At 68.7% G+C, this 26,989-nt stretch carries 26 protein-coding genes; 11 read left to right on the top strand and 15 right to left on the bottom strand.

Translation table 11 applies throughout. The features are described 5' to 3' along the window. Positions 1-78 precede the first annotated feature (78 nt). Together EV138_RS28620 and EV138_RS28615 are read right to left on the bottom strand one after the other, a co-directional pair. The gene (locus tag EV138_RS28620; RefSeq protein ID WP_133982504.1) at positions 79-336 is read right to left on the bottom strand and encodes an SHOCT domain-containing protein; all 258 of its coding nucleotides are present in this window, start codon (positions 334-336) and stop codon (positions 79-81) included. Then, positions 333-776 (bottom strand): DUF6325 family protein, encoded by a 444-nt coding sequence (locus EV138_RS28615; RefSeq protein ID WP_133982502.1) that lies wholly within the window; start codon positions 774-776, stop codon positions 333-335. The genes EV138_RS28620 and EV138_RS28615 overlap by 4 nt, the downstream gene beginning before the upstream one ends. A 173-nt stretch (positions 777-949) precedes the next feature. Between EV138_RS28615 and EV138_RS28610 the strand changes: the two genes are divergently transcribed. Then, positions 950-2,953, top strand: coding sequence for a hypothetical protein (locus tag EV138_RS28610; protein WP_133982500.1), 2,004 nt, complete (start codon positions 950-952; stop codon positions 2,951-2,953). Between the two features lie 20 nt (positions 2,954-2,973). Beyond that, positions 2,974-4,122 (top strand): S1C family serine protease, encoded by a 1,149-nt coding sequence (locus tag EV138_RS28605; RefSeq protein ID WP_133982498.1) that lies wholly within the window; start codon positions 2,974-2,976, stop codon positions 4,120-4,122. Here the strand turns inward: EV138_RS28605 and glsA are convergent. The 8 genes from glsA to EV138_RS28565 form a co-directional block, all read right to left on the bottom strand. Beyond that, positions 4,119-5,117, bottom strand: coding sequence for a glutaminase A (gene glsA / locus EV138_RS28600; protein ID WP_133982496.1), 999 nt, complete (start codon positions 5,115-5,117; stop codon positions 4,119-4,121). The two genes, EV138_RS28605 and glsA, sit on opposite strands and share 4 nt — an antisense overlap. 1 nt (position 5,118) lies before the next feature. Further along, the gene (locus EV138_RS28595; protein ID WP_133982494.1) at positions 5,119-6,915 is read right to left on the bottom strand and encodes an SLC13 family permease; all 1,797 of its coding nucleotides are present in this window, start codon (positions 6,913-6,915) and stop codon (positions 5,119-5,121) included. Positions 6,916-6,924: 9 nt separating this feature from the next. Continuing rightward, positions 6,925-8,592 (bottom strand): AbgT family transporter, encoded by a 1,668-nt coding sequence (locus tag EV138_RS28590; RefSeq protein WP_202866985.1) that lies wholly within the window; start codon positions 8,590-8,592, stop codon positions 6,925-6,927. Beyond that, positions 8,589-10,118, bottom strand: coding sequence for a leucyl aminopeptidase family protein (locus tag EV138_RS28585; RefSeq protein ID WP_202866984.1), 1,530 nt, complete (start codon positions 10,116-10,118; stop codon positions 8,589-8,591). Before EV138_RS28585 ends, EV138_RS28590 begins: the two co-directional genes overlap by 4 nt. Positions 10,119-10,345: 227 nt before the next feature. Next, positions 10,346-12,994: a LuxR C-terminal-related transcriptional regulator gene (locus EV138_RS28580; protein WP_133982490.1), complete on the bottom strand. Its 2,649-nt coding sequence runs from the start codon at positions 12,992-12,994 to the stop codon at positions 10,346-10,348. A 164-nt stretch (positions 12,995-13,158) separates the two neighbouring features. Continuing rightward, positions 13,159-14,022, bottom strand: a complete 864-nt coding sequence (gene qcrC / locus EV138_RS28575; RefSeq protein WP_133982488.1) for a cytochrome bc1 complex diheme cytochrome c subunit — start codon at positions 14,020-14,022, stop codon at positions 13,159-13,161. A gap of 104 nt (positions 14,023-14,126) precedes the next feature. Continuing rightward, the gene (locus EV138_RS28570) at positions 14,127-14,630 is read right to left on the bottom strand and encodes a hypothetical protein (protein WP_133982486.1); all 504 of its coding nucleotides are present in this window, start codon (positions 14,628-14,630) and stop codon (positions 14,127-14,129) included. A gap of 15 nt (positions 14,631-14,645) precedes the next feature. Next, on the bottom strand, positions 14,646-15,116 hold the full coding sequence (locus EV138_RS28565) for a DUF6069 family protein (RefSeq protein WP_133982484.1): 471 nt from the start codon (positions 15,114-15,116) through the stop codon (positions 14,646-14,648). A 313-nt stretch (positions 15,117-15,429) separates the two neighbouring features. Here EV138_RS28565 and EV138_RS28560 point away from each other — a divergent pair, with 313 nt between their 5' ends. The 3 genes from EV138_RS28560 to EV138_RS28550 are packed head-to-tail and all read left to right on the top strand — an operon-like array spanning position 15,430 to position 17,604. Next, the gene (locus tag EV138_RS28560; RefSeq protein ID WP_133982482.1) at positions 15,430-15,987 is read left to right on the top strand and encodes an HdeD family acid-resistance protein; all 558 of its coding nucleotides are present in this window, start codon (positions 15,430-15,432) and stop codon (positions 15,985-15,987) included. 1 nt (position 15,988) lies between these two features. Further along, a complete protein-coding gene (locus EV138_RS28555) occupies positions 15,989-16,369 on the top strand; it encodes a PLDc N-terminal domain-containing protein (protein ID WP_133982480.1) in 381 nt (126 codons plus the stop codon). Continuing rightward, positions 16,366-17,604 (top strand): amidohydrolase, encoded by a 1,239-nt coding sequence (locus tag EV138_RS28550; protein ID WP_133982478.1) that lies wholly within the window; start codon positions 16,366-16,368, stop codon positions 17,602-17,604. Before EV138_RS28555 ends, EV138_RS28550 begins: the two co-directional genes overlap by 4 nt. A gap of 29 nt (positions 17,605-17,633) precedes the next feature. Here the strand turns inward: EV138_RS28550 and EV138_RS38425 are convergent, their stop codons facing one another. Both EV138_RS38425 and EV138_RS38420 read right to left on the bottom strand, forming a co-directional pair. After that, a complete protein-coding gene (locus EV138_RS38425) occupies positions 17,634-18,956 on the bottom strand; it encodes a ricin-type beta-trefoil lectin domain protein (RefSeq protein ID WP_255513785.1) in 1,323 nt (440 codons plus the stop codon). Next, positions 18,868-19,782 carry a glycoside hydrolase family 27 protein gene (locus tag EV138_RS38420; protein WP_255513767.1) on the bottom strand — a complete coding sequence of 305 codons (915 nt, stop codon included), beginning with the start codon at positions 19,780-19,782 and terminating at the stop codon, positions 18,868-18,870. Before EV138_RS38420 ends, EV138_RS38425 begins: the two co-directional genes overlap by 89 nt. Positions 19,783-19,906: 124 nt before the next feature. Between EV138_RS38420 and EV138_RS28535 the strand changes: the two genes are divergently transcribed. Continuing rightward, positions 19,907-20,881 carry a LysR family transcriptional regulator gene (locus tag EV138_RS28535; protein WP_238158483.1) on the top strand — a complete coding sequence of 325 codons (975 nt, stop codon included), beginning with the start codon at positions 19,907-19,909 and terminating at the stop codon, positions 20,879-20,881. A gap of 131 nt (positions 20,882-21,012) precedes the next feature. Next, a complete protein-coding gene (locus tag EV138_RS28530; protein ID WP_133982472.1) occupies positions 21,013-21,831 on the top strand; it encodes an LLM class flavin-dependent oxidoreductase in 819 nt (272 codons plus the stop codon). Here EV138_RS28530 and EV138_RS28525 read toward each other — a convergent pair. After that, positions 21,762-22,097, bottom strand: coding sequence for a zinc-binding dehydrogenase (locus EV138_RS28525; RefSeq protein WP_238158482.1), 336 nt, complete (start codon positions 22,095-22,097; stop codon positions 21,762-21,764). The two genes, EV138_RS28530 and EV138_RS28525, sit on opposite strands and share 70 nt — an antisense overlap. On the opposite strand from EV138_RS28525, the gene EV138_RS38705 reads away from it, so the two are divergent. After that, entirely contained in the window at positions 22,012-22,389 is a 378-nt protein-coding gene (locus tag EV138_RS38705) for an SbtR family transcriptional regulator (protein WP_439649017.1), read from the top strand. The two genes, EV138_RS28525 and EV138_RS38705, sit on opposite strands and share 86 nt — an antisense overlap. On the opposite strand, the gene EV138_RS28515 is transcribed toward EV138_RS38705, so the two are convergent. Together EV138_RS28515 and EV138_RS28510 are read right to left on the bottom strand one after the other, a co-directional pair. Continuing rightward, positions 22,383-23,309, bottom strand: coding sequence for a universal stress protein (locus EV138_RS28515; RefSeq protein ID WP_166678780.1), 927 nt, complete (start codon positions 23,307-23,309; stop codon positions 22,383-22,385). The genes EV138_RS38705 and EV138_RS28515 overlap by 7 nt on opposite strands. Before the next feature lie 171 nt (positions 23,310-23,480). Then, positions 23,481-24,047 carry a hypothetical protein gene (locus EV138_RS28510; protein WP_133982469.1) on the bottom strand — a complete coding sequence of 189 codons (567 nt, stop codon included), beginning with the start codon at positions 24,045-24,047 and terminating at the stop codon, positions 23,481-23,483. Positions 24,048-24,332: 285 nt separating this feature from the next. Here EV138_RS28510 and EV138_RS28505 point away from each other — a divergent pair, with 285 nt between their 5' ends. Genes EV138_RS28505 through EV138_RS28495 form a run of 3 tightly spaced genes read left to right on the top strand, consistent with a single transcriptional unit; the run spans position 24,333 to position 26,979 of the window. Beyond that, positions 24,333-25,076 (top strand): FAD:protein FMN transferase, encoded by a 744-nt coding sequence (locus tag EV138_RS28505; protein WP_202866982.1) that lies wholly within the window; start codon positions 24,333-24,335, stop codon positions 25,074-25,076. After that, on the top strand, positions 25,073-25,732 hold the full coding sequence (locus tag EV138_RS28500; protein ID WP_238158481.1) for a response regulator transcription factor: 660 nt from the start codon (positions 25,073-25,075) through the stop codon (positions 25,730-25,732). The genes EV138_RS28505 and EV138_RS28500 overlap by 4 nt, the downstream gene beginning before the upstream one ends. Further along, positions 25,729-26,979, top strand: a complete 1,251-nt coding sequence (locus EV138_RS28495; protein WP_133982467.1) for a sensor histidine kinase — start codon at positions 25,729-25,731, stop codon at positions 26,977-26,979. The genes EV138_RS28500 and EV138_RS28495 overlap by 4 nt, the downstream gene beginning before the upstream one ends. Positions 26,980-26,989: the final 10 nt, after the last annotated feature.

Genomic DNA, 26,989 nt, shown 5'->3' with positions numbered 1-26,989 from the left:
ACCCTCTGCCCAGCCGACCCTCTGCCTAGCCGACTCTCTGCCCAGCCGGCCTTCTGGCTCGGCGGGCACTCTGGCTGGTCAGGCGCTCTGCAGGATCTTCGCCTTCTCGGCCTCGAACTCGGCAGCTGTGAGAATGCCTGCGTCCCGCAGCTCGCCGAGCTCCCTGAGCTGCGTGAGCACGGCCGATCGGTCCTGAACCGGTACGGCGGCCGGCGGCGGCGGTGCCGCGGTCGAGGCGGCCCACGCTCCCTGCTGCCTGGCAGCAACGCGGTCGTGGATGCGGGCAGCAGCCCCTGCCACGACAGCCGTGCGCGCCGCACTCCTGAGCAGCCTCATCCCAGGTCCTCCCCATCGCCACCGAGAGCCGCTTCGAAGTCCGCGGCCGGGATCCGTCCCGCGGCAACCAGCCGGGCGCCCTCCTGACGGAGTACGACCTCCATCGACGCGATCCACTCGTTCTCGTAGATGACGACGATTCCGTTGGCGCCGGCCTCGAGGAACGCGCCCGCCTCGCGCAGATCGTCCTCGTCCAGCAGCCCGGACGACGAACCGATGAACGGCGCCAGTTCAGGCATCGCCTCGGTGTCCGGCTCGATGAGTGAGATCGTGCCGTCGGCGGCCTTGCCGACCACCTCGAGATCGAGGATGCGGACCAGATCCCGCTCGGCCAGACTCAGCAACGCTCCGAGGCCCCGCGGTCCCGGGCCGGTCGCGGGAATCTCGACCACCAGCAGGTCGATCGGGCCGAGTACCTGCTCGGCAGCCTGGTCCGGCATCGAGGGCCTCCACTGACGCGGTACGAAGTACGGCGGCATCGTCACGCGACGCCCGCCGGAATCGTCCCAAACAGCCGGCGGTGCTGGATCACCTGAATCAGGTGAGCGGATCGGCCTCGGTGAGGTCGGGGCCGGAGGGTGCGGAACGGTGCCGTCGTACGGATCCTGTGGGCATGACCCACTGCACTTGGCGACGAGTTCTGCCGGTGGTGGCCTGTGCCTGGCTGACCGTCGTACTGCTGGGAACGTCGGACCAGGCGGCGGCCGCGGGTTCGCCGGAGGACACTGCCGGGCAGGAGCTGGCCGAGCGCTACTCCCCCGTCGTCAGACTGCAGCAGGATTCGTCGAGGTGCGCGGACGGCGAGCAGTTCCAGCCCACCGATGTCGAAGCGGTGCTGGGCGACCAGCAGGTCGCGCTCCGCGGGCCGTGGCGACCGCCCGACCTCGTCAAGGCCCAGCCGGAAGGCAAGGACCTCGGCCTCGGGTTCCCCGGCCATTTCCTGGACTTCCCCGGTGATCCGCTGCGACCTGGCTGTGACTACGCCGATTGGTCGGCGCGTATCAACGCGAAGCATCCGGCAACCGTCTACGCCCACCTCGCCGCCGACCCCGCGTTCCCCGGCCAGCTTTCCTTGCAGTACTGGTTCTTCTACGTGTTCAACGACTACAACAACACCCACGAAGGCGACTGGGAATCGATCCAGCTGGTCTTCCAGGCAGCGACTCCGGCGGCGGCGCTGACGACGAGCCCGACCGCCGTGGGATACAGCCAGCACGGAGGGTCCGAGCGAGCACGCTGGGGCGACACCAAGCTCGAGATCGTCGACGGAACCCATCCGGTCGTCTATCCCGCGGCGGGCTCCCACGCCAACAAGTTCGGCCGGCGCTTGTACCTCGGGCGCGGGTCGGAGGGGTTGGGTTGCGACGACACCACCAGTCCAGGAGCCGGCCTGACACCGCACGTCGCCTATGTGCCGATGGCGAGCGCCGACTATGTGCAGCAGTTCCCCTGGCTGGCTTTCGAGGGACGGTGGGGCGAACGCCAGCGATCGTTCTTCGACGGACCGACCGGGCCGAACATGAAGTCCTCCTGGACCGCGCCCATCCAAGAAGCCGAGACCACCTGGCGCGACGACAGCAGTACCGTGCCGGCCGGTACTTTGCTGGGCCCGAACAGCACCAACGCCTTCTGTACGGCGGTGTCCACCGGATCGAACCTCGTCCGCGAGACGCTCGACCGGACGTGGTTACTCGGCCTGCTCCTCGCCGCGCTCGTCGTACTCATCTGGTTCGCCGCCAGCCGGACGCGATGGAGCGGCGCGGATCCACTGCCGGCCCGCAAGCGACGCGCCTGGGGGCAAACAGTGGTTGCCGCGCTCCGGCTGTTCCGGCACCGGCCGGGTCTCTTCGCAGTCTTCGCTGCGGCCTTCGCCGTCCTGAGCCTGGTGACGCTGGTGCTGACCGAACTGCAGGTGGCCAGACGCGATGCTCCGACAGACCTTGGCGCTCCGACCGAGACCGCGACCGGTTTCTGGGCCTCGCTGATCGCACTGGTGGTCACGATCCTCACCATGGCGACCTATGTCGCGCTGCTGGCGGCCGTCACGACGACGCTCGACCAGTTGGACCGCGGTAGGGCGATGACGGCCCAGCTCACCTTCCGCCGTTTGGTGACGATATGGAAGCCGCTGACCCGCGCCGCAGTGCAGTACTTCGTCGTGATCACTTGCCTCACGATCTTCGTCGCGACGATCCCGTTGGCCGTCTACTACGCGGTCAGCCGTGCGTTCGCCGTACCGGCCGTGGCGGCTGAGCGATGCTCCGGGCGGACGGCACTGCGGCGCAGCCGGATGCTGATCAGGGGACGCTGGTGGCGAACCGCGGTCCCGCTCGCGATCATCGTCGGGCTCGGCCTGGCGGTCGGGCCGGTGGCCGGCATCAGCTTGCTGCTCGGGACGAACATGCCACCCGCCCTGATCAATCTCGCGTCGTCGATCCTCTTCGCGCTGGCGATGCCGGTCGCGTCCGCAGCCGTCGTCTACCTGTACTTCGACCGGGCTGCCTTCCGGCCGGATTCACCTGGATCAGGTGAGTCGCCGGACGTATCCGGAACCTACTCTCGGGATGGCGAGGGGAGCGTCGAGCACGACCTGCCACCGGTGCGCTCCGACTCCTGATCGGATCGGAGGAGACCGACATGGTCCAGGCTGACGGCGGACCCCCGGCACCGGAGCCGGCATCGTCTCCCGGGCCGGCTCATCTCGGCCCCTCCCGCCTGCTGCCGATCGCGATCACGGCAGGCGTGGTCGTCGGAGCGCTCGTCACCGCGCTGATCTTCGTGGCGGTGCGGCACGACGGAACTGCTGCCGGTACGTCGTCATCGACAACCCGAGCGGATTCCGGGACCGCGATGTGCGCTGCGATCCCGGTGGCGAACCAGGTCCTGCCCTCGATCGTCACGATCTCCGCCCGCGGCGGCGCCCAGGCAGGCACCGGGTCCGGACAGGTCTTCAGGGAAGGCGGCTACATCCTCACCAACGACCACGTGATCTCGGTCGCCGCGAATGGCGGCAGCGTCTCCGTCCAGTACAGCGACGGTCACAGCTCGGACGCCGCCATCATCGGTCGTGACCCGAGTACCGATCTGGCCGTGCTCAAGGCGTCCGATGGCGCGAAGGACTACCCGGTGATCGGCTTCGGATCGTCGGGTGCACTGCAGATCGGCCAGCCCGTCGTCGCCCTCGGCGCTCCACTGGGCCTTGCCAGCACGGTCACCTCCGGCATTGTCAGCGCCCTCGACCGGTACGTGCCGGTCCCGGGTGACGGTGTGACCCATCACCTGATCGGCGCCATCCAGACCGATGCCGCCATCAACCCCGGCAACAGCGGAGGCGCCCTGGTGGACTGCGCCGGTCGGCTGGTGGGGGTCAACGCCGCCATCGCCACCGTGCCGAACGCCGCCGGTGTCAGTGGTGGGGGAAGCGTCGGCCTGGGCTTCGCCATCCCGATCGACCTGGCGAAACCGATCGCCGACGAACTGGTCCGGACCGGGCGGCCGGGGCACCCGACGACCGGCCTGCAGGTCCAGGAGATACCGCCCGCCGCGGCCAAGGCGTCGGGCACACCGACCGGGCTCTTCGTGCTCGCCGTCGACGCTGCCGGACCTGCCGCCAAGGCCGGACTGAGGGCCGGCGACATCATCACCAAGGTGGACAACGAAGCGGCAGTCAGCAGTGAGCAGATCGTCGTCGCGACCTTGACCCGGAAGGCCGGAGACACCCTCGAACTGACCTACATACGGGCAGGAACGTCCGCCACGACCAAGCTCACGCTCGCCGCGGCCTAGGACTGGCCGGCGGCAGGCGGGACCGGCTGGGAAGCAAGCAGATCGAGGCCCAGCCGGCGCGAGAGGAACCGGGCCGCCAGTTGGCCTTGGACGCTGTTGCCGGCCTGATCGAGCCGCGGCGCGAAGAGGCCTATCGCACCCTTGCCCGGCGAGACCGCCACGATGCCACCGCCGATGCCGCTCTTCCCCGGCACCCCGACGTCGAGCAGCCAGTCCCCCGACGTCTCGTACAGACCGGCGATCGTCATGACCGCCAGCGTCACCCGCGCGACGTCCGGATCGACGACCCGCTCCTGCGTGGCAGGGCAGACCCCGCCGTCCGCCAGCGTCGCGCCCATCACGGCCAGGTCCGTCGCAGCGACCTTCAGACAGCTCTGCCTGGTGTAGAGCTCGGTCGCTTGCTCGGGATCACCCGCGAGGGCGCCGACACTCTTGAGCAGAGCGGCCAGCGCACGGTTGCGGTGATTCGTCGCCAGGGCCGAGGCGAGAACCTCGGCGTCCAGCAGGAGGTCGTGTCCAGCGAAGCGGGACAGACCATCGAGCAGGAATCGCCAGCGATCCTCCAGCGAACGGCCGGGAGTCAGGCTGGTCACCGCGATCGCGCCGGGATTCACCATCGGATTGGTCCGGCCCGCCCGCGACTGCTCGACCGCCCGCACCGAGTTGAAGGACAGCCCGGTCGCATTCACGCCGACCAGCTCGCGGACGGCGTCGATGCCGACCGCCTGGCAGACCAGTGCGAACACGAACGGTTTGGCGACGCTCATGATGGTGAACGGCCGTCGGCAGTCCCCCGCCTCGATCATGCGGCCGTCGATCGCCCCGATACAGACGCCGAAGCGATCCGGGTCGACGCGGGACAACGCGGGGTAGACGTCCGACACGGCGCCCTCTCCGACGTCGCGGAAGGTCTTGTAGGCGGTCTGCACCAGCTCGGCGACGGTTGTCACCTCGGGCAGTCCGCCGGTCGAAACGTACCTGTCGGGGTTCGCCATGTCAGAACGGCCAGACCAGGGGCACGATGATCAGTGCCGCGAGCAACCACCACGCCAGCACGACGAGGCCGAGCTTCCAGTAGTCCCCGAAGCGATAACCCGCGGGGCTCATGATCATCATGTTCGCGGGTGTGGAGATGGGAGTCAGCAGTGACGCCGCGCCGGCGACGGCGACGAGCATCAGGACCGGCCGGACCGAGGTCCCGGTCCCCTGGGCCGCGGCCACGGCGACCGGCGCGACGATCAGTACCGTGGCGGTGTTGCTGATCATCTGGCCCAGCGCGGCCGTGAGCAAGAAGATTGCCAATAGCAACAAGTACGGCCGCCCCGGCCCCACCGCGTCGATGATCAGGTCGGCGATCCGGTCCGCTCCACCGCTGGACTGGATCGCCGCGGACAGCGGAATCAGAGCGCCGATCAGTACGACGATCTGCCACGAAATGGCGCGGTAGGCCTGTCGTGGCCCGACGACCTTCGTCAGCGCCATCGCCGTCGCGGCGAGCAGACCAGCCATCGCCGGCGGGACAGCACCGGTCGCCAGCAGGACGACCATCGCAGCGACGACGGCCACGGCGACGGACGCTTTCGGGCCCCACGGCACGGCCTGCCGGCGTACGAGTTCAGGTGAGTCGACCAGCAGGACATCCCGGTCCCTGGTCAGCTCGTCGAGCGCCGGCCAGGGGCCATGGACGAGCAGCGCATCGCCTTCTGCCAACTGGGTGGGCTTCTTGCCTCGGTCCCTCCCCATCCGCTGGACCGCGATGATGACGATGTCACGTCCACGGTGCATTCCCGGGAAGACGATCTCGCCGACGAGTGACGACCTCGGCGGGATCACGACCTCGACCACGCCGGTCTCGCGGGTCATCAGGTCGTCGGCAGGCGTCGGTGTCGTGCTCACCGCGAGCAACGAGTCGGCGGTCAGGCTCCTGACCTGCTCCGAAGGCCCGGTCACCACCAGGACGTCGCCGACATCGAGAGCCGTGTCCGCCCGGGTTCGTCCCTGTCCGTCCTGCACCCCGACGACCACCACGTCCGGGTACGGCGTGAGGTCGAGGTCGCGAGCCACTCGGCCGAGCAGCGGTGAGAGCTCACGCACCTGCAGCCGGTAGAGGTCGTCTGGCAGAGCGTAGTGGGCGTCGAGCGTATGAGCGTGTACGGCAAGGTCCGCGGCCGGATGAGCAGGCCGGGCCGCGGGCAGGAGCTTCGGGCCGAGTATCACCGAGATCGCGATCGTGCCGATGACCAGCGGCACACCGACCACGGCGAAGGAGAAGAAGGGGAAAGGACCAGCACCGGCATCGGCGGCCGCGTCGGACACGATGATGTTGACGGGTGTGCCGGTCAACATCAGCAGGGATCCGGCACTCCCCGCGAAAGTGAGCGGCATCAGCATCCGCGACGGAGGTTGCCCGATCCGCAGGGCAAGCATGACGACGAGTGGAAGCAGCGCCGCGACCGCGCCGTTCAAGGTGATCAGGGCCGACAGCACCGCACACAAAGCGGTCACGGCGATCAGCAGCCGGCTGCGAGTGGTTCCGGCGTACCTGACGATCAACTGGCCCAGCCAAACGGTGACACCTGTGGAGTCGACGCCTTCGCTCACGACGAACAACGTCGCGATGAAGATCACGACCGGGTCGCCGAAGCCCGCGAGTACGGCGGTGAAGTCCAGCACCCCCGTCGCCCACAACGCCAGGGCGGTGAGCACCGCGACAACCTCCACGGGCAGCCGATTCCACACGAACAGCACGACGGTGAACCCGAGGATGATCAGGCTCACCGTGCCGTCATCCATGGCGCCGGCCTAGCCGAGATGGACCGGGGAGGACGGACCCCACGGAATTCCGACCAGATACCAGGCGACGTAGAAGAGCGTCCAGGCCACCAGCAGGATGATGGTGTAGGGCAACATCATCGACACCACGGTGCCCAGACCGGCCTTCTTCCGGTACCGCTGGCAGACGAGCACGATGAACGGCAGATAGACCATCAGCGGCGTGATCACGTTGACCGGACCGTCGCCGACCCGGTACGCCGCCACGACGGTCTGCGGCGCGATGCCGAGCCGGTAGAACAACGGGACGAAGATGGGTGCCAGGATCGCCCACTTGGGGATCACTCCGGGCATGATCAGGTCGATGATCACGACCAGCAGGATGAAGCCGACCAGCAACGGCAAGGCGCCGATGTCGGCTCGCTCGAGCAGATCCGCCAGACCGGTCGCGGCCAGGGTGGACATGTTCGTGTAGTTGAAGTAGGCAATGAACTGCGCGATCAACAGCATCAGGAAGATCAGACCGCCCAGACCGTTGAAGGTCTTGACGATCGCGTTGATGACGTTGGTGCTGCCGGTCAGGGACTTCGCCCCCCGGCCGTACCCCAGCCCGGCCGCCAGGAACAGCATCGAGATGATGAAGAGCAGACTGCTCATGAACGGTGAGGATCCGAAGATCTCGCCGGTGTCGGGGTTGCGCAGCGGAGCCCCGGGAATGAAGGTCAGGGCGGAGACGATGGCGGCGGCCACGAGCAGGTAGTAGACCGAGAACCGCAGCCCTCGCGATTCCAGCGCCAGCTCCTCGTCGGACGTCTGGTGATCGATCGGAGCATCGGCCGGAGCCTCGGCCGCGTCGTACTTGCCCAGTCGCGGTTCGAGCACGCGCTCGGTGATCAGCGTCATGACGAGTGCGCAGAACAGCGTCGCGGCGATGCTGAAGTAGAAGTTGTGGGTGACGTTGAGGTGGACGTCCGGGGCGACCAGCGCGACCGTCTCGTTCGTGACCTCGGTGATGATGCCGTCCGCCGGGGTGATCAGGATGTTGACGAAGAAGGCCGCGCTGACCCCGGCGTACGCCGCCGCGATGCCGGCCAGCGGATGTCGCCCGAGCGAGGCGAAAGCGGCCGCACCCAACGGGATCAGGACCAGATAGCCGGCGTCGGAGGCGACGCTGGAGATGCCGCCGAGCAGCACGATGATGAAGGTGATCGCGCCCTTGGGTGCCACCTTCACCATCTTGCGGATCAGCGCGGCGATCAGACCCGCTTCCTCGGCGACCCCGACGCCGATCATCGCGACCAGGATGACGGCCACGACCCCGAAGTCGTTGAAGTTCTGGACGGCCGTGGTGAAGATGAAGCGGATGCCGTCGCCGGTCAGCAGGCTCTCGGCCTTGATCGTCTCCTTGTGCAACTCGTAGTCCGGCACGGCCGGCGGAGGTGGCGTGTCCGTGCCGGGGACGCTCGTTCCCTGCGGGTACTCCGGAGAGACCGCGACGGTCGCGGGCTCGGCGATGTCGATGGTCACACTGGTCCCCGCCCAGGACAGCACCTGGGACGCGACGATGACGATGACGATGAGCCCGAGGAAGATCAGAGCCGGGTGCGGAACCTTGTTGCCGACCCGCTCGATACCGTCCAGAAGCCGTTGCATCCCGCCCTTCTTGACGGGTTTGTCCCCGACCACCTTGGCGTTCACGACCGCGCTCCAGGAGCTCCGGCCTCGGACGGACGGGCGAACCGCAGCGCGAACTCGATCAGCAACTTGGTCCCGGCACCCGTCGCGCCCTTGTTCCGCCAGGTCCTCGGCGCCGGCAGTTGCGCCGTGCCGGCGATGTCGAGATGGGCCCAGGGGTGGCCGTCGACGAACTCCTCCAGGAACAGGCCCGCGGTGATGGATCCGGCGTTGGCGCCGCCCATGTTGGTGAGATCGGCGATCGGCGAATCGAGCTGCGACCGGTACGGCCGGTGCAGCGGAAGCTCCCAGACGGGCTCGTCCACGACCTCACCGGCCCGCCGCAGCTGCTCCACCAGGGCTGGGTTGTTCCCCATCACACCGGCGATCTCGACGCCGAACGTCCGCAGACAGGCGCCGGTCAGCGTCGCGATGTCGACGATCGCGTCGACCGGCTCCTCGGTCGCCAGCGCCAGCGCGTCGGCCATCACGAGGCGGCCTTCCGCATCGGTGTTCAGGACCTCGACCGTCGTACCGTTGCGCATCCTCAAGACGTCGCCGAGCTTCAGGGCGGATCCCGACGGCATGTTGTCGGTGCACATCAAGTAGCCGGTGACAGCCGCGGTGCAACCCAACGCCCGCAGGGCCGTCATCGAGGCGAGTACGGCGGCAGCGCCGGTCATGTCGTTCTTCATCTGCGCGTGCGACTCGTCGCTCGGCTTGAGGCTGATCCCGCCCGAGTCGTACATGATGCCCTTGCCGACCAGGGCGATCCGGCCCGTCGGCTCGTCCGGTTGGTAGCGGAGCCGGATCATCCTCGGCGGTTCCACACTCCCCCGGTTGACGCCGAGCAGTCCGCCACATCCCAGCTCGGCCAACTGGTCCTTGTCGAAGACCTCGACCTGCAGGCCGGCCGCCGTACCCACCTCGAGGGCGACCTCGGCCATCCGGACCGCCGTCAGGGTCGTCGCCGGGCAGTTGGACAGATCCCGGCCCAGACCGCACGCTTCGGCCACGATGCGGCCGCGTTCGACTCCGGCCTCAGCCTCGGCGAGATCCTTGTCGGAGGCCACCACGAGCAGGGAATCGAGCAAAGGCTGGTCGGCGCCCCGGCCGACGAAGTACCGCCAGCGAGCCAGCAGCACCCCTTCGGTGACGGCCTGCGCGAAGTCGGCGACGGACATGCCGAGGCCGTCCGAGGGAACCTCGATCGCCAGCCGGTGGTGCCAGGGAATGGCTCGGGCGAACTCCGCCGCCAGATCACGCACCAGTGCCAGGTCGGTCTCGCCGCGGCCGCCGATCCCGACGGCGACCCGCACCGGACCCTCGGCGCGAGGCTGAACGAGTGTCTGGCCGCGCTGCCCGCTGAAGCCTGCCGACGCCAGCCCGGCCAGGTCGGCGCCCAGTTCTGTCGGAGGTTCAGCATCGGCGGCGACCGGTACGGCGAACGCGTCGGCCTCGTTCTCCGCCTGCTTCAGCGAACCGACACCGACTCGTGCCCGGCGCCGGACGGATGGGATCGGATCGAAGTCGTCCTGGGTCGTGTTCACTCGAACCTCCTCCGGCCGGGGCGCGGCCGCCGGCACCCGTCGGTGCCTCATACCATCAACCGAGCGCGTCGGCGGCCTCCTCCGATTAAGGTGAACTGCCGGCGGGACCGTCGTCTCGACGGCCGAGCTCCGGCTCGACTGTCCCGAGCGGTTCGCAGCTTCCGCCACCATCGCCGGACGGCTGACACCCGGGATCACCCGGTACGGGGGATGACCAGCAGGCCTGGCTACAACAGCCCGGCGGAGCGCGCGACTCGCAGAGCCGCAGATCGCTTTTCGACCCCGAGCTTGCGATACAGCGACATCAGGTGGGTCTTGACGGTGTTCTCGGTGATGAACAACGCCTGGGCGATCTCGGTGTAGGAGCTGCCCAGAGCGAGTTCGTCGAGCACATCCGCTTCGCGCGCGGTCAGCTGGATCCGGGCGCCGTTGATCACGGCTTCGAGACGACGAGGCACCGGGGCGCGCGTGTGCGGTCGGGTCCGGGCCAGCAAGGTCATCCCGCCGGCCTGCAGTTCGGCAGCCTGATCACCGGCCAGCTTCTCGAGTGCGACCGCGGCGAACGGATGCGGGTTCGGACTCGTGGTCTGCCTGCGCAACCGGTCCAGGAAAGCAGGTTCGTGACCGGCCGGGACGAGCGCGTGCAACAGGCGCTGCGGCATCACGCGATTCAGCGTGTCCACCAAAGCGGCATCCGCGGCCGCCTCGTCGCCGGTCCTCGCGAGGAGCACGGTTCGGAACGACGCTGCCGCGGCAGCAAGCGGCGGATAGACAGCCGGCCGGTCGAGCACGCCGTCGATCAGCTTCACGGTGGTCTGAATGTCCTCCTGAACGATCGACGTCATGGCCCGGATCAGCTCGGCCTCCGCCGCATTGCCGGTGCGCTCGAGCACTTTCACCTGGGTCTCGACCCCAGCCTGATCGCCGACCAGAATCGCCAGCCGGAACCGCAGCAGGGCAAGGTCTCGCGACAGGAAGGACGGCAGCGGACCGGCCGAGGCGGGATCGGTGGTGAGCTCGGTCAGTGCCTCGTCGAGCCGCCCGCCCTCGACCAGCAGCACAGCTCGCAACATCGCGCGCAATGACCCCACCACCGCGTCGGATCCGGCCACGCCGGTCGCGGCCACGAGTTGGTGGCACTGCCATGCGGTGTCCAGATCGAGCTCGCACAGCGCGGCGAACCCCAGGACGACCTGGGCGCGGACGGCGTACTCCTCTGGTAGTCCTTGATCTCCTCCCGCGTCCAGTGCGCCCCGCGCCGACCGGGACGCGTTCTGCACCTGGCCACGCGCGTACTGCACCACGGCCCGGTGTGCGAGCCCCCCGGCGATCAGTCGCGAGTGACCCGCCATCCGGGCGGTGACGAGTGCCTCGTCAAGATGGCCGAGTGCCGCGTCGAGGTCGTCGGCCCAGATCTCGGCTGCCGCGAGTTCGATCAGCAGGAGGGCCAATCGCTCCGGACCGAGCACGGCATGGGTCCGCCCACCGCCGCCCGCCGGCGCAAGCAGGGATCGCGCCCGACCGATCGCCGAATCGGCGTCGTACCAGCCGTACCGCGATTCCCACAGCCGCAGCAGTACTGCGTCCGCTGCCAGCGCCTCGTCGTCCGGCGTCACCGCATCCGTCCCGGCCGCCCGATCGGCCGAGCCCGCGTCCAGAACCGCACCGGCCACATCACCGGTGACTCGCCGCAGCAGCCCCCGGACACCGATCATCTGCGGATGCTGGTCGACGTACCCGCTCGGCAGGGCTTCGAAGCCGGCCGCTACCAGGTCGGACTCACCGGCGGACACGAGAGCCGGACCGTGCCGGAGCAGGATCCGGCCGATGAGCGGCCCGTCGCCGGCTCCCAGCGCGCTGCGCAACGCAGCCTCGGTGTCGCCGCGGTTCTCGTAGTACAAGGCCGAGCGGTGCTGCGCATCGACGACCAGAGCCCGGTCCACCGCGCTGGCCGCGATCCGCCGCCGGAGAAGCTCCACCAGGAGCGGGTGGTACCGATACAGCGGGTCGCCGCCCTCGCCATCGGCGTACTCCGTCACCAGGAGTCCGTTGCCGGCCAGATCCGCCAGCATCGAGCCCGCCCCGGGGTCGCCGCTCAGGATTGTGGCCAGGTGCCCGGTCAACGAGGTGGCGCCGAAGGTGCTCACCAGCATCGCCTGGACTCCCTGCTCCAGGGTCCCCAGCGTCTCACCGAGCAGGAGATCGAGCACCGGCCGCTGGTTGACCAGCGGCCACACGGCGTCGCCGGAGGCCTGGAGCGTCCGGGCGGCGAGAACCAGCGCGGCTGCCCAGCCGGCCGTCTTCTCCTGGAAGACCTTGATGTCCTCGACTGTCGCGTTCTGGGCGTGTGCCTGCACGAGTTCCGTCGCCTCGGCATCGTTGAACCGCAGGTCCCGCGAGCGCAAGGTCAACGCCATCCCCCGGAGCTCGAACTCGGACACCGGCAGCGGAAGGTCGTACCGGGTCGCCAGGAGCAGCCGGACCGCGTCCGGCGACTGCTGCAGAACGCGCGCCACCTCGGCGACGGCCGACGGCGGGAGCAGGTGCGCGTCGTCGACGACGACAGGGTCCGGAACGGCCGAGTCGCCCGCGTCGGCCACTCGCTCGAGGACCTCGCTCAGCGCGCCCGGCGTCTGTCCGGGGACCCAGACGACCGGCTGCCCGGACCGCTGCCGACGCGCCACCCAGTCCGACAGCAGAACCGTCTTGCCGGTACCGGCCGGTGCGACGAGGACCGTCAAGGAGGACCGGACGCCGAGGTCGAGGGCCGCGTGGAGCCGCTCACGGGTCACCAGCGTGAGCGGTGGCCGTGGGATGTTTCCGGCGGCCGGATCATGGGTCGGACCGCCTGCTCGTTCCGGCCCTCGGGCAGTCACGCGCGTCACCCCTCCCTTGGGTGGGCGTGCCCTTGTCGGTGAATGGTCTCCTGTCCCTGCGTCCTCAATTTGCGAGACTAGTCGGTTCGCCACAGATGCGGCAGGGGCCACGGCCACGGAATGTTCGGCGCACCCAAGGCGACCGGACCGGTGCACGGTTCGTTTCACTGACCGCTGGTTCGGCCCGGCCGCCGGCGTACGCGGGGTACCTTGGCCCCGATCCACACCGCCACCGTGACCAGCAGGCCCATGCCGAGCAGCCATCCCCACAACCCTTCGGAGACCGGCCCGAGCCGCCCGAGCCCGAGCCCGCCCTGATCCTTCTGCTGCTGCAGGCTGACGATGTAGGCGATGATGGCCCGCTTGTCCTCGGGGAGCATGACGGAGTCGGAGAAGACCGGCATCTGCTGCGGCCCGGTGAGCATCGCCTGATAGATGTTCCTCGGCGTCGTCGACATCAGCGAGGGCGCATAGCGACCGTTCGGGAGCGCACCGCCCCGGCCGGCGAAGTTGTGGCATGCGGTGCAGTTCGTCCGGAACAGCTCTCCCCCGCGGACGACTTCCTCCTGCGTCGCGTTCCGGACGTCGTACGACTCCTCCGCGGGGACCGCCGGGCCTGGAGCCAGCGAGGCGATGTACGCCGCCAGCGCGGCGATCTCCTGGTCGGAATACACCGGAGGCTTCTGTGGCACCTGTGCACCGGGCTGCACGGCCGGCATCCGTCCCGTGCTGACCTGGAAGTCGACCGCGGCCGCACCGACGCCGATGAGCGACGGGCCTGCCAGGCGCCCTTCACCGTTGGTTCCGCCTTCGGCGTGCAGTCCATGGCAGCTCGCGCAGCCGACGGCGAACAACCGCCGTCCCTCCTCGATCTGCTGCGACTGCGGTCCATCGGCGCCCGCTGCGCCGTTCGGCTGTACTGCGGCGTACGCCAGGCCGACCGTCACCAGGGCGGCGCCGATCACCAGAGCTCTGGCGACCCGTCCCCGCCGCAACGGCCGGGCAGCCACGCTGTCCGCATCGCGCATGTCCGCACCTCCCGGCTGACGCGGGACAAGCCAACACGACCGCATCGCGGGTGTGGTCCCCCGATTCGGGTGAGAACGCCGTACGTCGCTCGAGGCATGCAAACTCAGCGAGCGTCCCGCTTCGCCTGCCGGCGGGCGCCGGCCGCCCGCGAAGACGCGTCCTTCTTCAGCCCGCCGGTCGTCTTGGTCGTCCGCGGCCTGGTGCCCGATTGTCTTTCCGGCAGCTCGGCGGCCCGCGTCGTAGCGGCGCCGACCCCGGCTTTCGCCGTGCGGGCCGCTTCGATCCGCTCCCTACGCAGTTGCACCGACGCGCGGTTGGCGGCCACCGCCACTTCCCGGCTGACCCTGGCCAGTACCGACTCGAACAGCTCCGCCTTGTCGCGATCCCGCTGGTTCCTGGGGTAGGACTTCCCCCGGCCGCCGACCTCCGCGACGGCGGCACTGGCCGTACGGCGGTAGTTCTTCACGTACTTCGTCCGCGTCCGCCGGATCCGCTGGTGCAGATCCAGGAGGTCGTCTTCGTCCAACCCCTTCAGCACGTCGCGTTCGGTCTCGGCCACCAGCAGCCGCTCGGCCTCCGTCAAGGAGTTCAGCAAGCCTTGATTCATCACGCTCTCCTCACTTCACCGGCCGGGCCGGGCGGTGATCGGCGGCCGCCGGACCGCCGATCGGCCTGCTCCTGACAACAGCACTCCGATCGCGATACCCACCGCGAGGTTGATCGCTCCCGTCGCGATCTTCGCGGAGGTCGAGCCTTTCGTCACGAAGGGTGCGATCGCGGCGACCACGGTCGCCAAGGTGATGATCCAGCCGAAGAACAGCAGCGGCTGAGGCGTCGACACCAGCAAGAGGTGCAGCAGGGCGGTGGCCAGTACGGCGGTCGCCGCGCAGGACAGCGCGTACACGGTCGTGTCCGCGTCGCCCCAGGTTCCTTGTCCAGCCGGTGCGAGGACCGGGACGCTGAAGACGCCGCGGGCAAGCAGAATTCCGGCGAGGCCTACCAGGGCGGCGACGATTGCCGTGGCCAAACCGCCCGCCCACAATCGCCCGGCGTCGATGGTGCCTGCACCGCCTTCGGCAGGATGCACAGTCATGTCCGCGACTCCTTAGGTGCTGAGCGCCGGGCGATGTCCGGTGACGGGTCGCCGACGCCCGAGGTACTGCGACCCGTGCTCCGTCGAGCCTGGTCTCGCCGGACCGCCGATTCATCCACCACGCCGGGTGACCCGAACAGGCGCGGCGACTCGTCCGACCGGCCGGCTCCTCCTGGTGGGCCACAGCTCACCTGATCCGGGTGATCCACCGGCCGACGGCCGACAGGAGGATTCGGACAGTGGTCAAGAAGGCCGACGCGGTGGGCCACGCGTACTCCGGCCTTCCCGCACAGCAGAGGGGACCGCGAGGACCATGGACCGCAACCTGCTCGCCGCCGAACGGACGGTGGTGCTCATCCGCGGCGTGGTCGGGGTCCTCTTCGGGATTCTCGCCGTCGTCCAGCCGGTCAGCACCGCAATCGCCCTGGTCATGCTCTGGGGCTTCTGGGCACTGTTCGAGGGCATCGGCGCACTGGCGCAGGCGTTCCGGGCGAGTGCGGGCCGTCCCCGCTTCGACTACCTGTTGCTCGGTCTCACCGGCCTCGTCGCCGCCTTCCTCGCGATCTTCAGTCCCAAGCTGACCGCGACCAGCCTGACCTGGGTCCTGGGGCTGTGGCTGGTCGTGCGGGGGATCCTCGAGGCCGTCGCGACCTTCACTCACGAGCTCGTCACACCACGCTGGCTCTTCCTACCGGGTGCTGCCCTGTCGGTCCTGCTGGGGGTGTTCTTCATGGCCAACCCGGGTCGCGCCGCGGTCGGAATCGCCGTACTGCTCGGAACCATCGCCATCGCCTGGGGACTGGTGTTCATCGCATCGGCGCTGCTGCCGCGGCGGGCACCGTCCTCGGCGATGACCGGAGAAGGGAACTGAGATGTCATTTTGGGACGTCGTCTGGTTCATCGTCATCAGCTTCGCGTTCATCGCCTACCTGATGATGTTGGTCTCGATCCTGGCGGATATCTTCCGCGATCCGGAGACTTCGGGTGCCGCCAAGGCACTGTGGCTGCTGTGCCTGTTCTTCCTGCCCTTCCTGACCGCGCTCGTCTACGTGATCCTGCGCGGTGACGCCATGGCGAAGCGGTCGATGGCCAGTGCCAGGGCGGCGCGCAAACAGGAGGAGGACTACATCCGCGGCGTCGCCGGCTCGGCCACCCCCGCGGATCAGATCAGCCGGGCGAAGGCCATGCTCGACGACGGCACCATCTCGCCGTCCGAGTTCGATCTGCTGAAGGCGAAAGCACTCGCGACATGACCGGTTCGCTCGATCTGGACGCGGTCTACCGTGACCTGCACGCTCACCCCGAGCTTTCGCTGCAGGAGACCCGAACCGCGGGAATCGCCGCCGAATACCTCGGCTCGTGGGGTTATGAAGTGACCACGGAAGTCGGTGGCACCGGCGTCGTCGGCGTACTGCGCAACGGAGACGGCCCGACCGCACTGCTGCGCGCTGACATGGATGCCTTGCCGGTGGAAGAGCAGACCGGCTTGCCCTACGCCAGCACGGTCCGTGCGGTCGACCACCTTGGTCACGATGTCCCTGTCATGCACGCGTGCGGTCACGACGTCCACGTCACCTGCCTGCTGGGTGCGGCTCGGACCCTTGCCTCGGATCCGAGCAGCTGGCGCGGCACCTTGCTACTGGTGTTCCAGCCGGCCGAGGAGCTCGGCCAGGGCGCACAGGCAATGGTCGACGACGGCATGTACGACCGGTTCGGTACGCCGGACGTCGTGCTCGGCCAGCACGTCGCACCGCTTCCAGCGGGTGTGATCGGCCTGCGCGCGGGCCCTTCGTTCGCCGGGTCCGACGCGCTACAGGTGATCATGTACGGACGTGGTGCGCACGGTTCGCGGCCAGAGGTGTCGGTCGACCCGGTCGTGATGGCCGCCGCCACGGTGATGCGGCTCCAGACGGTGGTGTCGAGAGAGGTGGCCGCTGCCGACACCGCAGTACTGACCGTCGGCGCGCTGCGGGCGGGCACCAAGGAGAACATCATTCCCGACGACGCCGAACTGCTGATCAGCATCCGCACCTTCGAACCGCACGTGCTCGCGACCGTCAGGTCTGCTGTGGAACGCATCGTCAACGGCGAAGCCAGCGCTGCGGGTGCACCGAAAGCGCCGCAGATCATCCAGACGATGTCGTTCCCGGCGGTCGTGAACGATCCCGACGGCGTTGCGCGCACCCGGTCGGCGTTCGAAGACGAGTTCGGCGCCCACCAGCTGCTGGATCCCGGTCCGGTCACCGGAAGCGAAGACGTCGGCATCCTCGCCTCCGCGGCCGGGGCGCCCTGCGTGTTCTGGCTCCTGGGCGGGGCGGACCCGGCGGCGTTCGCCGGCGCCACCGACATCGCCGCGATGCACCGGGTCCTGCACGGCCTGCCGTCGAACCACTCGCCGCTGTTCGCTCCCGTCATCGAACCCACACTGCGAATAGGCGAGGCCGCACTGACCCGTGCAGCTCGAACCTGGCTACCGACCGACAGCTGAACCAGAGCGGCCCGCCCTGCACTGGATCGTTATGTCGGAAGGGTCCAGACCTGGCTGGGTAGGTTGTGGCCGCAGGTTTGTAGCTCGGCGGCGGTGTCGTTGGCGGTGGTGGCTCCGCGGACTCCGGCGCAGAGTTTGCTGGGGAGGCCGGTGACGAGGTTGCCGTTGAGGGCGTAGGACCACTGCTGGTTGCTGTTGCCGGTGCAGTCGAACAGGATCAGATTCGATCCCGTGCCGCCGGAGTTGGAGTCGTCCAGGCATCGGCCGGCCAGTCGGACGGTTCCGTCGCCGGGAAGGGTCCAGTTCTGGGTATCACTGCCGTCGCAGGCTGAGCTGACCACAGCAGTGCCGCTCGCCGTGCCGCCGCCATGTGTAGTCAGGCAGGTGCCCTGCCCGGCAGAAGTGGTGAACACGTGGACAGCGCCGGTTGCCTGCGACACGGGCAACTGGAAGACCTGATTGGCCTGCGAACTGCCGCACGGCCAGGTGTCGAAGCGCGTGCCGGTCAGGCCGCCGTACAGATCCAGACATAGGTTGTTCGCGGCGTTCTTCAGATTGCCTGTGGTCGTGGAGCTCCACTGCTGGCTGGTGGTGGCGTCGCAGGCGGCGGCTACGACGGAGGCTCCGTTGCTGCCGGTGGAGGCGAGACAGTTGCCGCCAGTGCGGATGGTGCCATCACCGATGAAGGTGAAGCGTTGGGCGTCGGTCCCGTCGCAGGGCGCCGGGCTCGCCGTGCTGCCCGCTGTGGCAGCGACGGACACACAACCGGCCTTGCTGTTGAGCGGGCCGCTCACACGGGTCGCCGGTTGGACTGTGCCGCAGCCATAAGGGCTGCTCACGCGGTAGATCGCGGTGCCGTAGGCGGCGACCGTCGTACTGATCGGTGAGGTGCCGGTCGCGGTCGAGGTGGTTCCGTTCCACAGGTCGGTGACGGCGTACGAGCACGCCGGGGCGGTGGTGTAGCCGATCTTCGCCAGCGTGGTGGACAGGGTCTGCGTCGAAGAGGTCCGGTTGAGCAGCGCGAACGCGCGGTCGCCGTTGGCCAAGGGACGCGCCAGTACGTCGGTACTTGCGCTCCGGGACACCACCGTCGCGGCGACGCCGAGCTTGTCCTGGTCGACAGCCACGATCGCAGCGTTGCCCAGGATGTCCTTGGTCGTCTGGTCGAGCAGTTTGCCGGCGTCGCTGCTGACGATCAGCGGCGAGGCCATCATCGACCACAGCGCGACCTGGGACTTCTGCTGGTCCACGGTGAGGGAGTTGTCACCGGTCAGCAGGAAGTCGGGATCGTTCCAGGAGCCCGGACCGGAGTAGCGCGCCAGCGGCCAGTTGTAGTCGTAGTTGCCGAACATCGAACCGCGCGCGGCACCCGTTGCCGTCGTCGGCGTCCACATCGAGATGTCGGTACCCCTCACGCCACAGTTGGCCTGCGCGCTGGGAGGAGGCCAGCGAGTCGTACCACTCGGCCTTGTCGGCGACACCGATGTAGAAGTACGCCGGCTCCGAGACCGAGAACACCATCGGCCGCCCGGTCGCCGCGATGGCATCGCTGAACTTCTGGTACGCGTCCTGGTAGACCTTCAGCTTGGACGCACCCGGTGGGATGTAGACGTTGCAGCCGTCGAGCTTGATGTAGTCGACGCCCCAGGACGCGAAGGTGGCCGCGTCCTGGACGAAGTGGTCGGCCTGACCGCTCGACGCACCGCTGCCCGTTTGCCCGGTACAGGTCGCGAAGCCGGCGTCCTGGTAGATGCCGAACTTCAGTCCGCGCTGGTGGAAGTAATCGCCCAGCGCCTTCATGCCGCCCGGGAAGGTGGTGGGATCGGCCTTGAGTACGCCGGTGGCGTCGCGGCCGTTCATCCAGCAGTCGTCCACGGTGACGGTCCGGTAGCCCTTGGCTGCCAGGCCGCTGCTGACCAGGTTGTTCGCGACGGTCTTGAAGAGATTCTCGTCGATGCCGGTCTGGCCTTGGTACGGGTTGTTCGGCTTGCAGCCGTAGTGGGCCCAGTTGTTCCAGCCCATCGGCGGAGTCGGCGCCAGCGCGCTGGTCTGCTCGACGGCGCCGGCTTGGGACGAGGCCGCCTCGGCAGGACCGACCGTCGCGAGGAGAGGCAGCACAATCAGCGCTGCCGCGGCGGCTGCCGTCCACAGGCGTGCGCGCGACCGATGATTCGGCATGGTGGCGTCCTTCCGGTCGTCCGGGAACAGTGCAGTCACTAGACGCGGAATGCTTGCTGATGTCAATAACTGGCGTGGATTGTGCACTAGCGAGCACATACCAACCAGGCATAGCCTCGTGACTATGGAGTTGGAACTGCGCCACTTGCGGATCGTCTGCCGGGTCTCGGACACCGGGAGCGTGTCGAAGGCGGCTGCCGCGTTGGGGGTGTCGCAGCCGTCGTTGACGGCTCAGTTGCATCGGATCGAGGAGGCGATCGGCGGTCCGCTGTTCGAGCGAGGCCCGTACGGCGTGATGGCGACTCCGCTCGGTCGGCATGTCCTGGGTCGGGCGCGGGCCATGCTCGCGGACATGGACGATCTGCTCGGCAGCAGCCGGCGCTACACCGATGCGCCGAGGACGCTGCGGCTCGGTTCGCTGCGGACGGTGATGTTCGGCGCGTGGCTGGCGCGCCTGGAGGACGTGTTACCCGAGCGGGAGTTCAGCACCCAGGTCGACGTCTCCTGCGCGACCCTCACCGACCTGCTCGCCGCCGACGTACTCGACGTCGCGATGATCGGGCGCTGCGACGACGACCATGCACCGCCTTGTCCGCCAGGCGTCCGGGAACAGACGATGGTCCACCCCGAACCCGTCGCGCTGGCACTCCCGCTCAACCACCCCCTGGCGAGCCGTACCGACATCACCTTGGCCGACCTCGCCGGCGACGTCTGGATCTGCCCGCCGGCCGGCAAGGAGGACGGCGATCTCGCCTCGCTCCGCGATGCGTGCGAGCGGCTCGGGTTCACGCCGCAGTTCCGCTACTACAACCTCGACGGCACCGAGATCGAGCAACTGATCGCTGCGGGTCGCGGCATCAGCCTGTGCGCCCCGACCGTCCGCGACATCCCCGGGTCAGTCATCCGCCCGCTCGTCGGTCAGCCCATCTCGTGGCGCCGGGTGCTGCGCTACCGGCCCGAGAACATCACCCAGGCCGAGCTCGACCTCATTCACCGCGCTTTCATCGACACCTACCGCACCACCATCGCCGAAAACGCCGAACTCCGGCCCTGGTGGTCAGAGCATCCCGACTCCCACCCGACCATCATCGCCCCCTGAGGGCGACTGCCCGCCAGGCGCGAACGCCTCGACCTCGCCCGTTCTCTGACGGGATTTGTCGGATTGTGGGTGGCAAGTTCGTGGAGAGAGCAACAGGATCGAACAAGCTCTCAGACTCGAGGAGAACCACGATGAACGACCAGGCCGAGCGAGTGACCAGGCCCTTCCGATTCGGCGTCGTCGCGCCGATCACTTCTGACCTGCGGACGTGGCGAGACCGCGTGCGCCGCATCGCCGACAGCGGCTACTCGACATTGCTGATGCCCGACGTTCCTACTTGGCAGCCGGCACTTGCTCCCACCTTGGCGACCGCGGCCGCGCTCACTGACCTGCGGGTCGGCTCGTGGGTCTATGCCGCCGCGCTGCGCGACCCACGGAGTACAGCGTGGGAGGCTCACTCGCTGTCGATCCTCACCGAAGGCCGCTTCGAGATGGGCATCGGCGCCGGCCGGCCCGGGATCGAGGTCGAACTGGGGCTGCCTGCCGTCTCCCACGCCGAGCGTCGTGCCAGGATGCGCGACACCGTGACCGCCCTGCGCGAGTTCGACGGCCCCGATCTGCACACCCCGGTGGTGATGGCGGTGAGCGGGCCGAAGTCGCAGGCGCTGGCACTGGAAGTCGCCGACGCGGTCACGTTCGTCCTCCAGTCGGACGATGACCGGGCCGAAACCACGAAGCGGGTCCGGGACTTTCCTGGCGACCGGGACATCGAACTCGCCCAGCATGTCGCCGCCGTCGGTGACGGTGTTGCTCCGTTCATGGCCGGGCCCGGTCTCGACACCGCGGCGCTTCGCGCGGCCGACTCGCTGATCATCCTGCCGAGTGACCCGGTGGCAGCCGCCGAAGAAATCGAGCGACGTCGCGAGGAGATCGGCTTCTCCTACTTCGTCATCGGCGCCGACTTCGCCGACACACTCGCGCCGGCCGTAGCCAAGCTGACCGGCCGGTGAACAGACCCAACCGACCGCAGCGCCTGGGATTGCTGAGATTTCTGGAGATCGACGACGACCTTCCCCTGAACGTGCCGAGCCGCCTGGAGCTCGACCGCAGTACGGATCTGCTCGACCGGGAAGCGTGCCGCGATCGGCACCCGGAGTCGGCCCGCGGCAACCAGGGCGGCGATCTCCTCGATGGCGCCCGGGGCTGCGTTGGCGCCGTTCGCCGGCGTGATCCCGTCGACCTGGGCGGCAATGGTGGTGATGCGCTCGTCAGGCACGCGAGTTCGCGCGCCGCTTGCGCCGTGTCGGTCCCGTGCAGGTCCATGGCCGCAGTGGGCCCATGACCACACCCGGACCGAGTTGCTCGGAGCCATTGAGGACATCCTCGAAGCCGGCCGGACGAGCGGCGAACTGCGCGCCGACGTCCCCGCCGAAGACATCGCCGCCGCTCTCATCGGCATCTTCACCGTGGCCGGCACATCCGAGCACAAAGCGATGGCGACTCGGCTGCTCAACCTTCTGATGGACGGACTCAAGCCTTCCGCCGGCGATCGGGCGGGCTCTCAGTAGGTAGTGGCGATGATGTCGGAGGGGGCAGGGATTTCGCGGCGTCGACGGTCGCGTTCGGCCGATGTGACGTGGTGGGCGACGATGGCGACCGGGCAGGTCATTTCCGCGATCGTGCGGCGGGCGACCGGGTCCCCGATCGGCAACGGACCGGTGTGAGCGCCGACCACGACCAGATCAGCGTGCTGACTTTCCCGCGCCAGCGTGGCGACAACAGGACGCGTGGTCAGCAGCCTGGTCACCTTGACCTGCGGATACTCCTCATCCCAGCCCGCCAGCGTCTCCGAAACCGTCAACGCGGCCCGCTCCTGCCACGTACCGTCATCCGCAGCAAGCCGGCGGTACGGAACATGATGGGAGTGCACCACCGTCAGCTCACGGCCCCGATCCGCGGCAGTCCGGAACGCGAACTCGACCGCCTCCAGCGACAACGGCGTACCGTCGATACCGACCACCACGCCGTATTCCGCCGTGGCCGGCCGCCAGCCAGGCGCCACCACGATCACCGGACACCCGGCACGTCCGGCCACCGCCAGGTTGCCCTGCGCGGACACGATGCCGGCCGGGCCACTGGCGTGCTCACGCGCAACCACCACAACCCGCGCATCACGCGCCGCCCGCTGCAGCACCTTCAACCGCGAACCCTCCCGCGCCACCGTGCTGACCTTCAACTCCTCACCGAACTGCCGCCGCACGAACCCGACCGCCTCCGCCAACATCTCCTCCGCCGCTACCGCCGGGACCTGCGGGGCATAGACCGGCACCATCGCCGAGTACGACGAATAGCCGTGATACGCCGCGACCAGCACCAACTCAACTCCAGCACGAACAGCCACCTCACCGGCATACCCGACAACCCGCAGCCCATCAGCGCTGCCGTCGACCTCCACCACAACCGGCCCCGTCCGTGTCCAGCTACTCATCCCACTGCCTCCTCTTGGCTGTGTCCAGCATGCTCGGCGACCCCCCAGACCCCGCAGGGCCACCCGGCCCATATCGAAGGGACTGATGGCACAACCCGGCTTGTCCGGGCAGACGGCAGTCGGCCGCGGTCACCCTCTTCAGGTGACCGCGGCCGGACGGTTCGCGGTTGATTACCGCAGCCAGGGGTAGCGCTCGACGATCGGGAGCCGCGCCCACTGCTTGCCGAAGCCCCACACGTTGCCAGCGGCAACCAGCGCGAGAGCGATCAGCGTGATGGCGCCGACGATGTGGTCGTCGAGGACCGGGTTGTTCTCCGGAGGCAGGACGGCGCTCCACATCATCACGTAGAGGATGGTTCCGGACACGGCGGCGATGCGCATGCCGATGCCGAGGGTGAGGGCCAGGCCGATACCGGCCAGGGCGATCATGAACAGCGGGCTGACCCAGAAGTCTCCGACCAGCGAGTGGTAGAAGCTCTCGAACGGGCCTTTGGCGCCTTTGCCGAGGAATCCCGCGGTCGGGTCGCCGCCGTCGATCCAGCCCTTGCCGGACTTGGTGGCGTAGCCGAACCCGAAAACCTTGTCCACGAAGGCCCACAAGAACGTGAGGCCGTAGACGATCCGCAGTACTGCGAGCGCACGGCTCGCCGCGGTACCACTCCACGACGGCCGGGTGCTGGTACGGGCGACAACCGAGTCGTCGCGAGTGGTGGTGGGCCGATGGCCGGTGGTCGACATGATGGCTTCCTTCTCCGAGTGTGACTGGTTGTTGCCTCAATCGTCGCGGCGGTACGTGCAGCAGCTGCAGTGCCAAGAGACCCTGAAGACGCTCCCGAACGGCCCCTCCTGGAGGGACGGTCGGCCACTGGGCGGGCGGCGAACGCCCGCGCCTGTCAGAGGACGACCAGAGCGGGCCATCGGCCCCCTTCGCCGAGGTCTCAGTTCTTGCCGTGGCCTGCTTCGGACCCGTCTCAGCTTGTCTTCAGCAACAATGAGTCAGACTGGGCGCGTGGGGTTCCCGTAGTGGGTAGGCGGAGCTGGGTCGAGCAGGTGATGGGATTGCCCGTCAGCGTGCTCGCTCGTGGTGTGACGGCAGGTTCGGCGGCTGCCGACGACGCGGTGCATGCGGTGTATGCCGAACTCCGTGAGGTCGACCGCGTCTTCTCGCCGTACCGCGACGACAGTGAGGTCAGCAGGCTCGGCCGCGGTGAGCTCGCCTGGAGTGAGGCAACGCCGCTGGTTCGCGAAGTGGCCACTCGCTGTCTGCGCGCCGCCGAGCTGACCGGCGGCCTCTTCGATGCCACCAGACCGGACGGCACCTGGGATCCGTCCGGCCTGGTCAAGGGGTGGGCCACCGAGCGTGCGGCCCGGCTGCTCAGCGCGGTCGGTGACCTCGACTGGTGTCTCAACGCCGGCGGCGACGTGGTGGTCAGCTGTCCGAGCGGGGAACCGTTCGTCGTAGGCATCCAGGACCCACTGGACCCGGCGGGACTGAGTACGTCGGTGCGCTGCCTGTCCGGAGCCGTCGCGACCAGCGGAACGGCCGCACGTGGCGCCCATCTGTACGACCCGAGAACAGGCCGGCCGACGGCGAGTGACTGGCTGTCGGTCAGCGTGATCGGACCCTCGCTGGAGACTGCCGATGTGCTGGCCACCGCGGCCTTCGTCGCCGGCAGTCTCGAGGTCGTTGAACACACCGACCGGTACCACGGGCTGGCTGTGGCCGCGGACTCGAGCTTGCTGACGACCGAAGGATGGCCCCGATGACCCGGCTGCTGCTCGTCGAGGACGACCAGGACCTGGCGGCCTTGCTCCAGCGGGTTCTGGCCGGCGAGGGCTACCAGGTCAGCATCGCCTCCGATGGTCAGCGGGGCCTGCATCTCGCGCTGACCCGGTCGTTCGAGGTGATGGTCCTGGATCGCGGCCTGCCGGCGATCGACGGACTCGACCTGATCTCCCGGCTGCGCGGCCAGGGCGTGACGACCCCGATGCTGGTGCTGTCCGCACGAGGTACGACGCAGGACCGCGTGGACGGCCTGGACGCGGGAGCCGAGGACTACCTCGCCAAACCCTTCGAGATCAGCGAGTTGCTCGCCCGTCTCCGCGCCCTGCTGCGCCGGCATCCGGACCGGGCCCATACGTTGCCGGTGCCTGGCGGCTCGCTCGACCTGGCGAGCCGGACCGTACGGCGAACCCGCGGCGACGAGGTCGAGTTGTCCGAACGCGAAGCGGCCCTGCTCGGTCTGCTCGCGGCCCGGCCGGAAGTGGTCTTCAGCCGGTCGGACCTGCTCGACCGGGTGTTCGACGACGCCGAATCCGAGACCGTCGTCGACACCTATGTGCACTACTGCCGCAAGAAGCTCGGCCACGGTGTCATCAGTACCGTGCGTGGACTCGGCTATCGGCTGGGCCGGATCTCGTGAACCGCAGCAGGCCGATCGGCGACGAGGTCTTGGTCCGTGCAGCCTCCCGCCGGCTGGCGGCACAGGCTGCCGGGCTCGTCGCGGCGGCGATGCTGCTGCTGGTGCTGCTGGTGACCGTCGTGGTCGTCCGCGGCCAGTCCGCGTCGGCGGACAATCTGTTGCGCTCCACTGCACGCACAGCGGACGATGTCGGCGATCCGCCGCCGGGCGCCTGGCTGGTGATGGTCGAGCGCGGGGTCGTCAGCTCCTCCCCCGGCCTCCCCGAGGAACTCGGTCCTGAGCTGACCAAGCTTCGGGCCAGGGCGAAACCTCAAGCAGTACTGACGAATCTGCACGAGAGCAGCGACGACGACAGCTTCCGGGTCGCTACCCTGCGCCGTGGCAACCGGATCATCCAGGTCGTGCTCGACCTCACCTCGGCCCACCAGGAGCGCGCCAGACTGCTGAAGGCGATGGGCCTGGCGTCGGCGATCGGACTGCTGTTCGCCGTACTGCTGGGTGTGTCGCTGGGGCGGCGCGCGGTGCGCCCGCTGGCGCAGGCTCTGACCCTGCAGCGGGCTTTCATCGCGGATGCCGGTCATGAGCTCCGGACGCCGCTGACGTTGCTGAGCACACGGGCCCAATTGCTCGACCAGGCTGTTCAGGCCGGGGATCTCGGCGCGCAGACCAAGGACGACTCCCGCGGGGTCGTGCTCGACACGCAGCGCCTCGGCGAGGTGGTCGAGGATCTCCTGGCAGCTGCCGATCCACGGGGCGAACAGGAACGCGAACCGGTCGACCTCGGCATGCTCGTGCAGGGAGTGACCGAGAGTGCGCGCGCTCATGCCGCGGACCGTGGCGTCGAGTTGACCTTCGACACCGACGCTCCGCCCTCGTGGGTCTCGGGATCTTCAGCGGCTTTGCGCCGAGCCGTGTTGTCCCTCGTGGACAACGCTGTCGATCACACGCCACCCGGTGGCCAGGTGCGGATCAACCTGCGCAGGGACCGGCGAACCGCGGTGATCGCGGTCAGCGACACCGGCCCCGGCATCGCGCCGGAAGCAGCCCAGCACGTACTGCGGCGGTTCCACTCCGGCGGCCAACGGGCCGGTCGCACCCACTACGGTCTGGGACTTGCGCTCAGCCATGACGTCGCGAATCGCCATGGCGGCCAACTGCGCCTCGTGGACAGCGCAGTCGGCGCGACCTTCGAACTCTCCCTGCCGTTGCCGGGCGACGAAGGGCAGCCGCCTCCAAGGAACCCCTAAGATTCCCGGG

Source organism: Kribbella voronezhensis, assembly GCF_004365175.1.
In the GTDB taxonomy this organism is placed as follows: domain Bacteria; phylum Actinomycetota; class Actinomycetes; order Propionibacteriales; family Kribbellaceae; genus Kribbella; species Kribbella voronezhensis.
The sequence above is the reverse complement of the archived record's forward strand: the minus strand, read 5'-3'. Positions and strand labels throughout refer to the sequence as shown.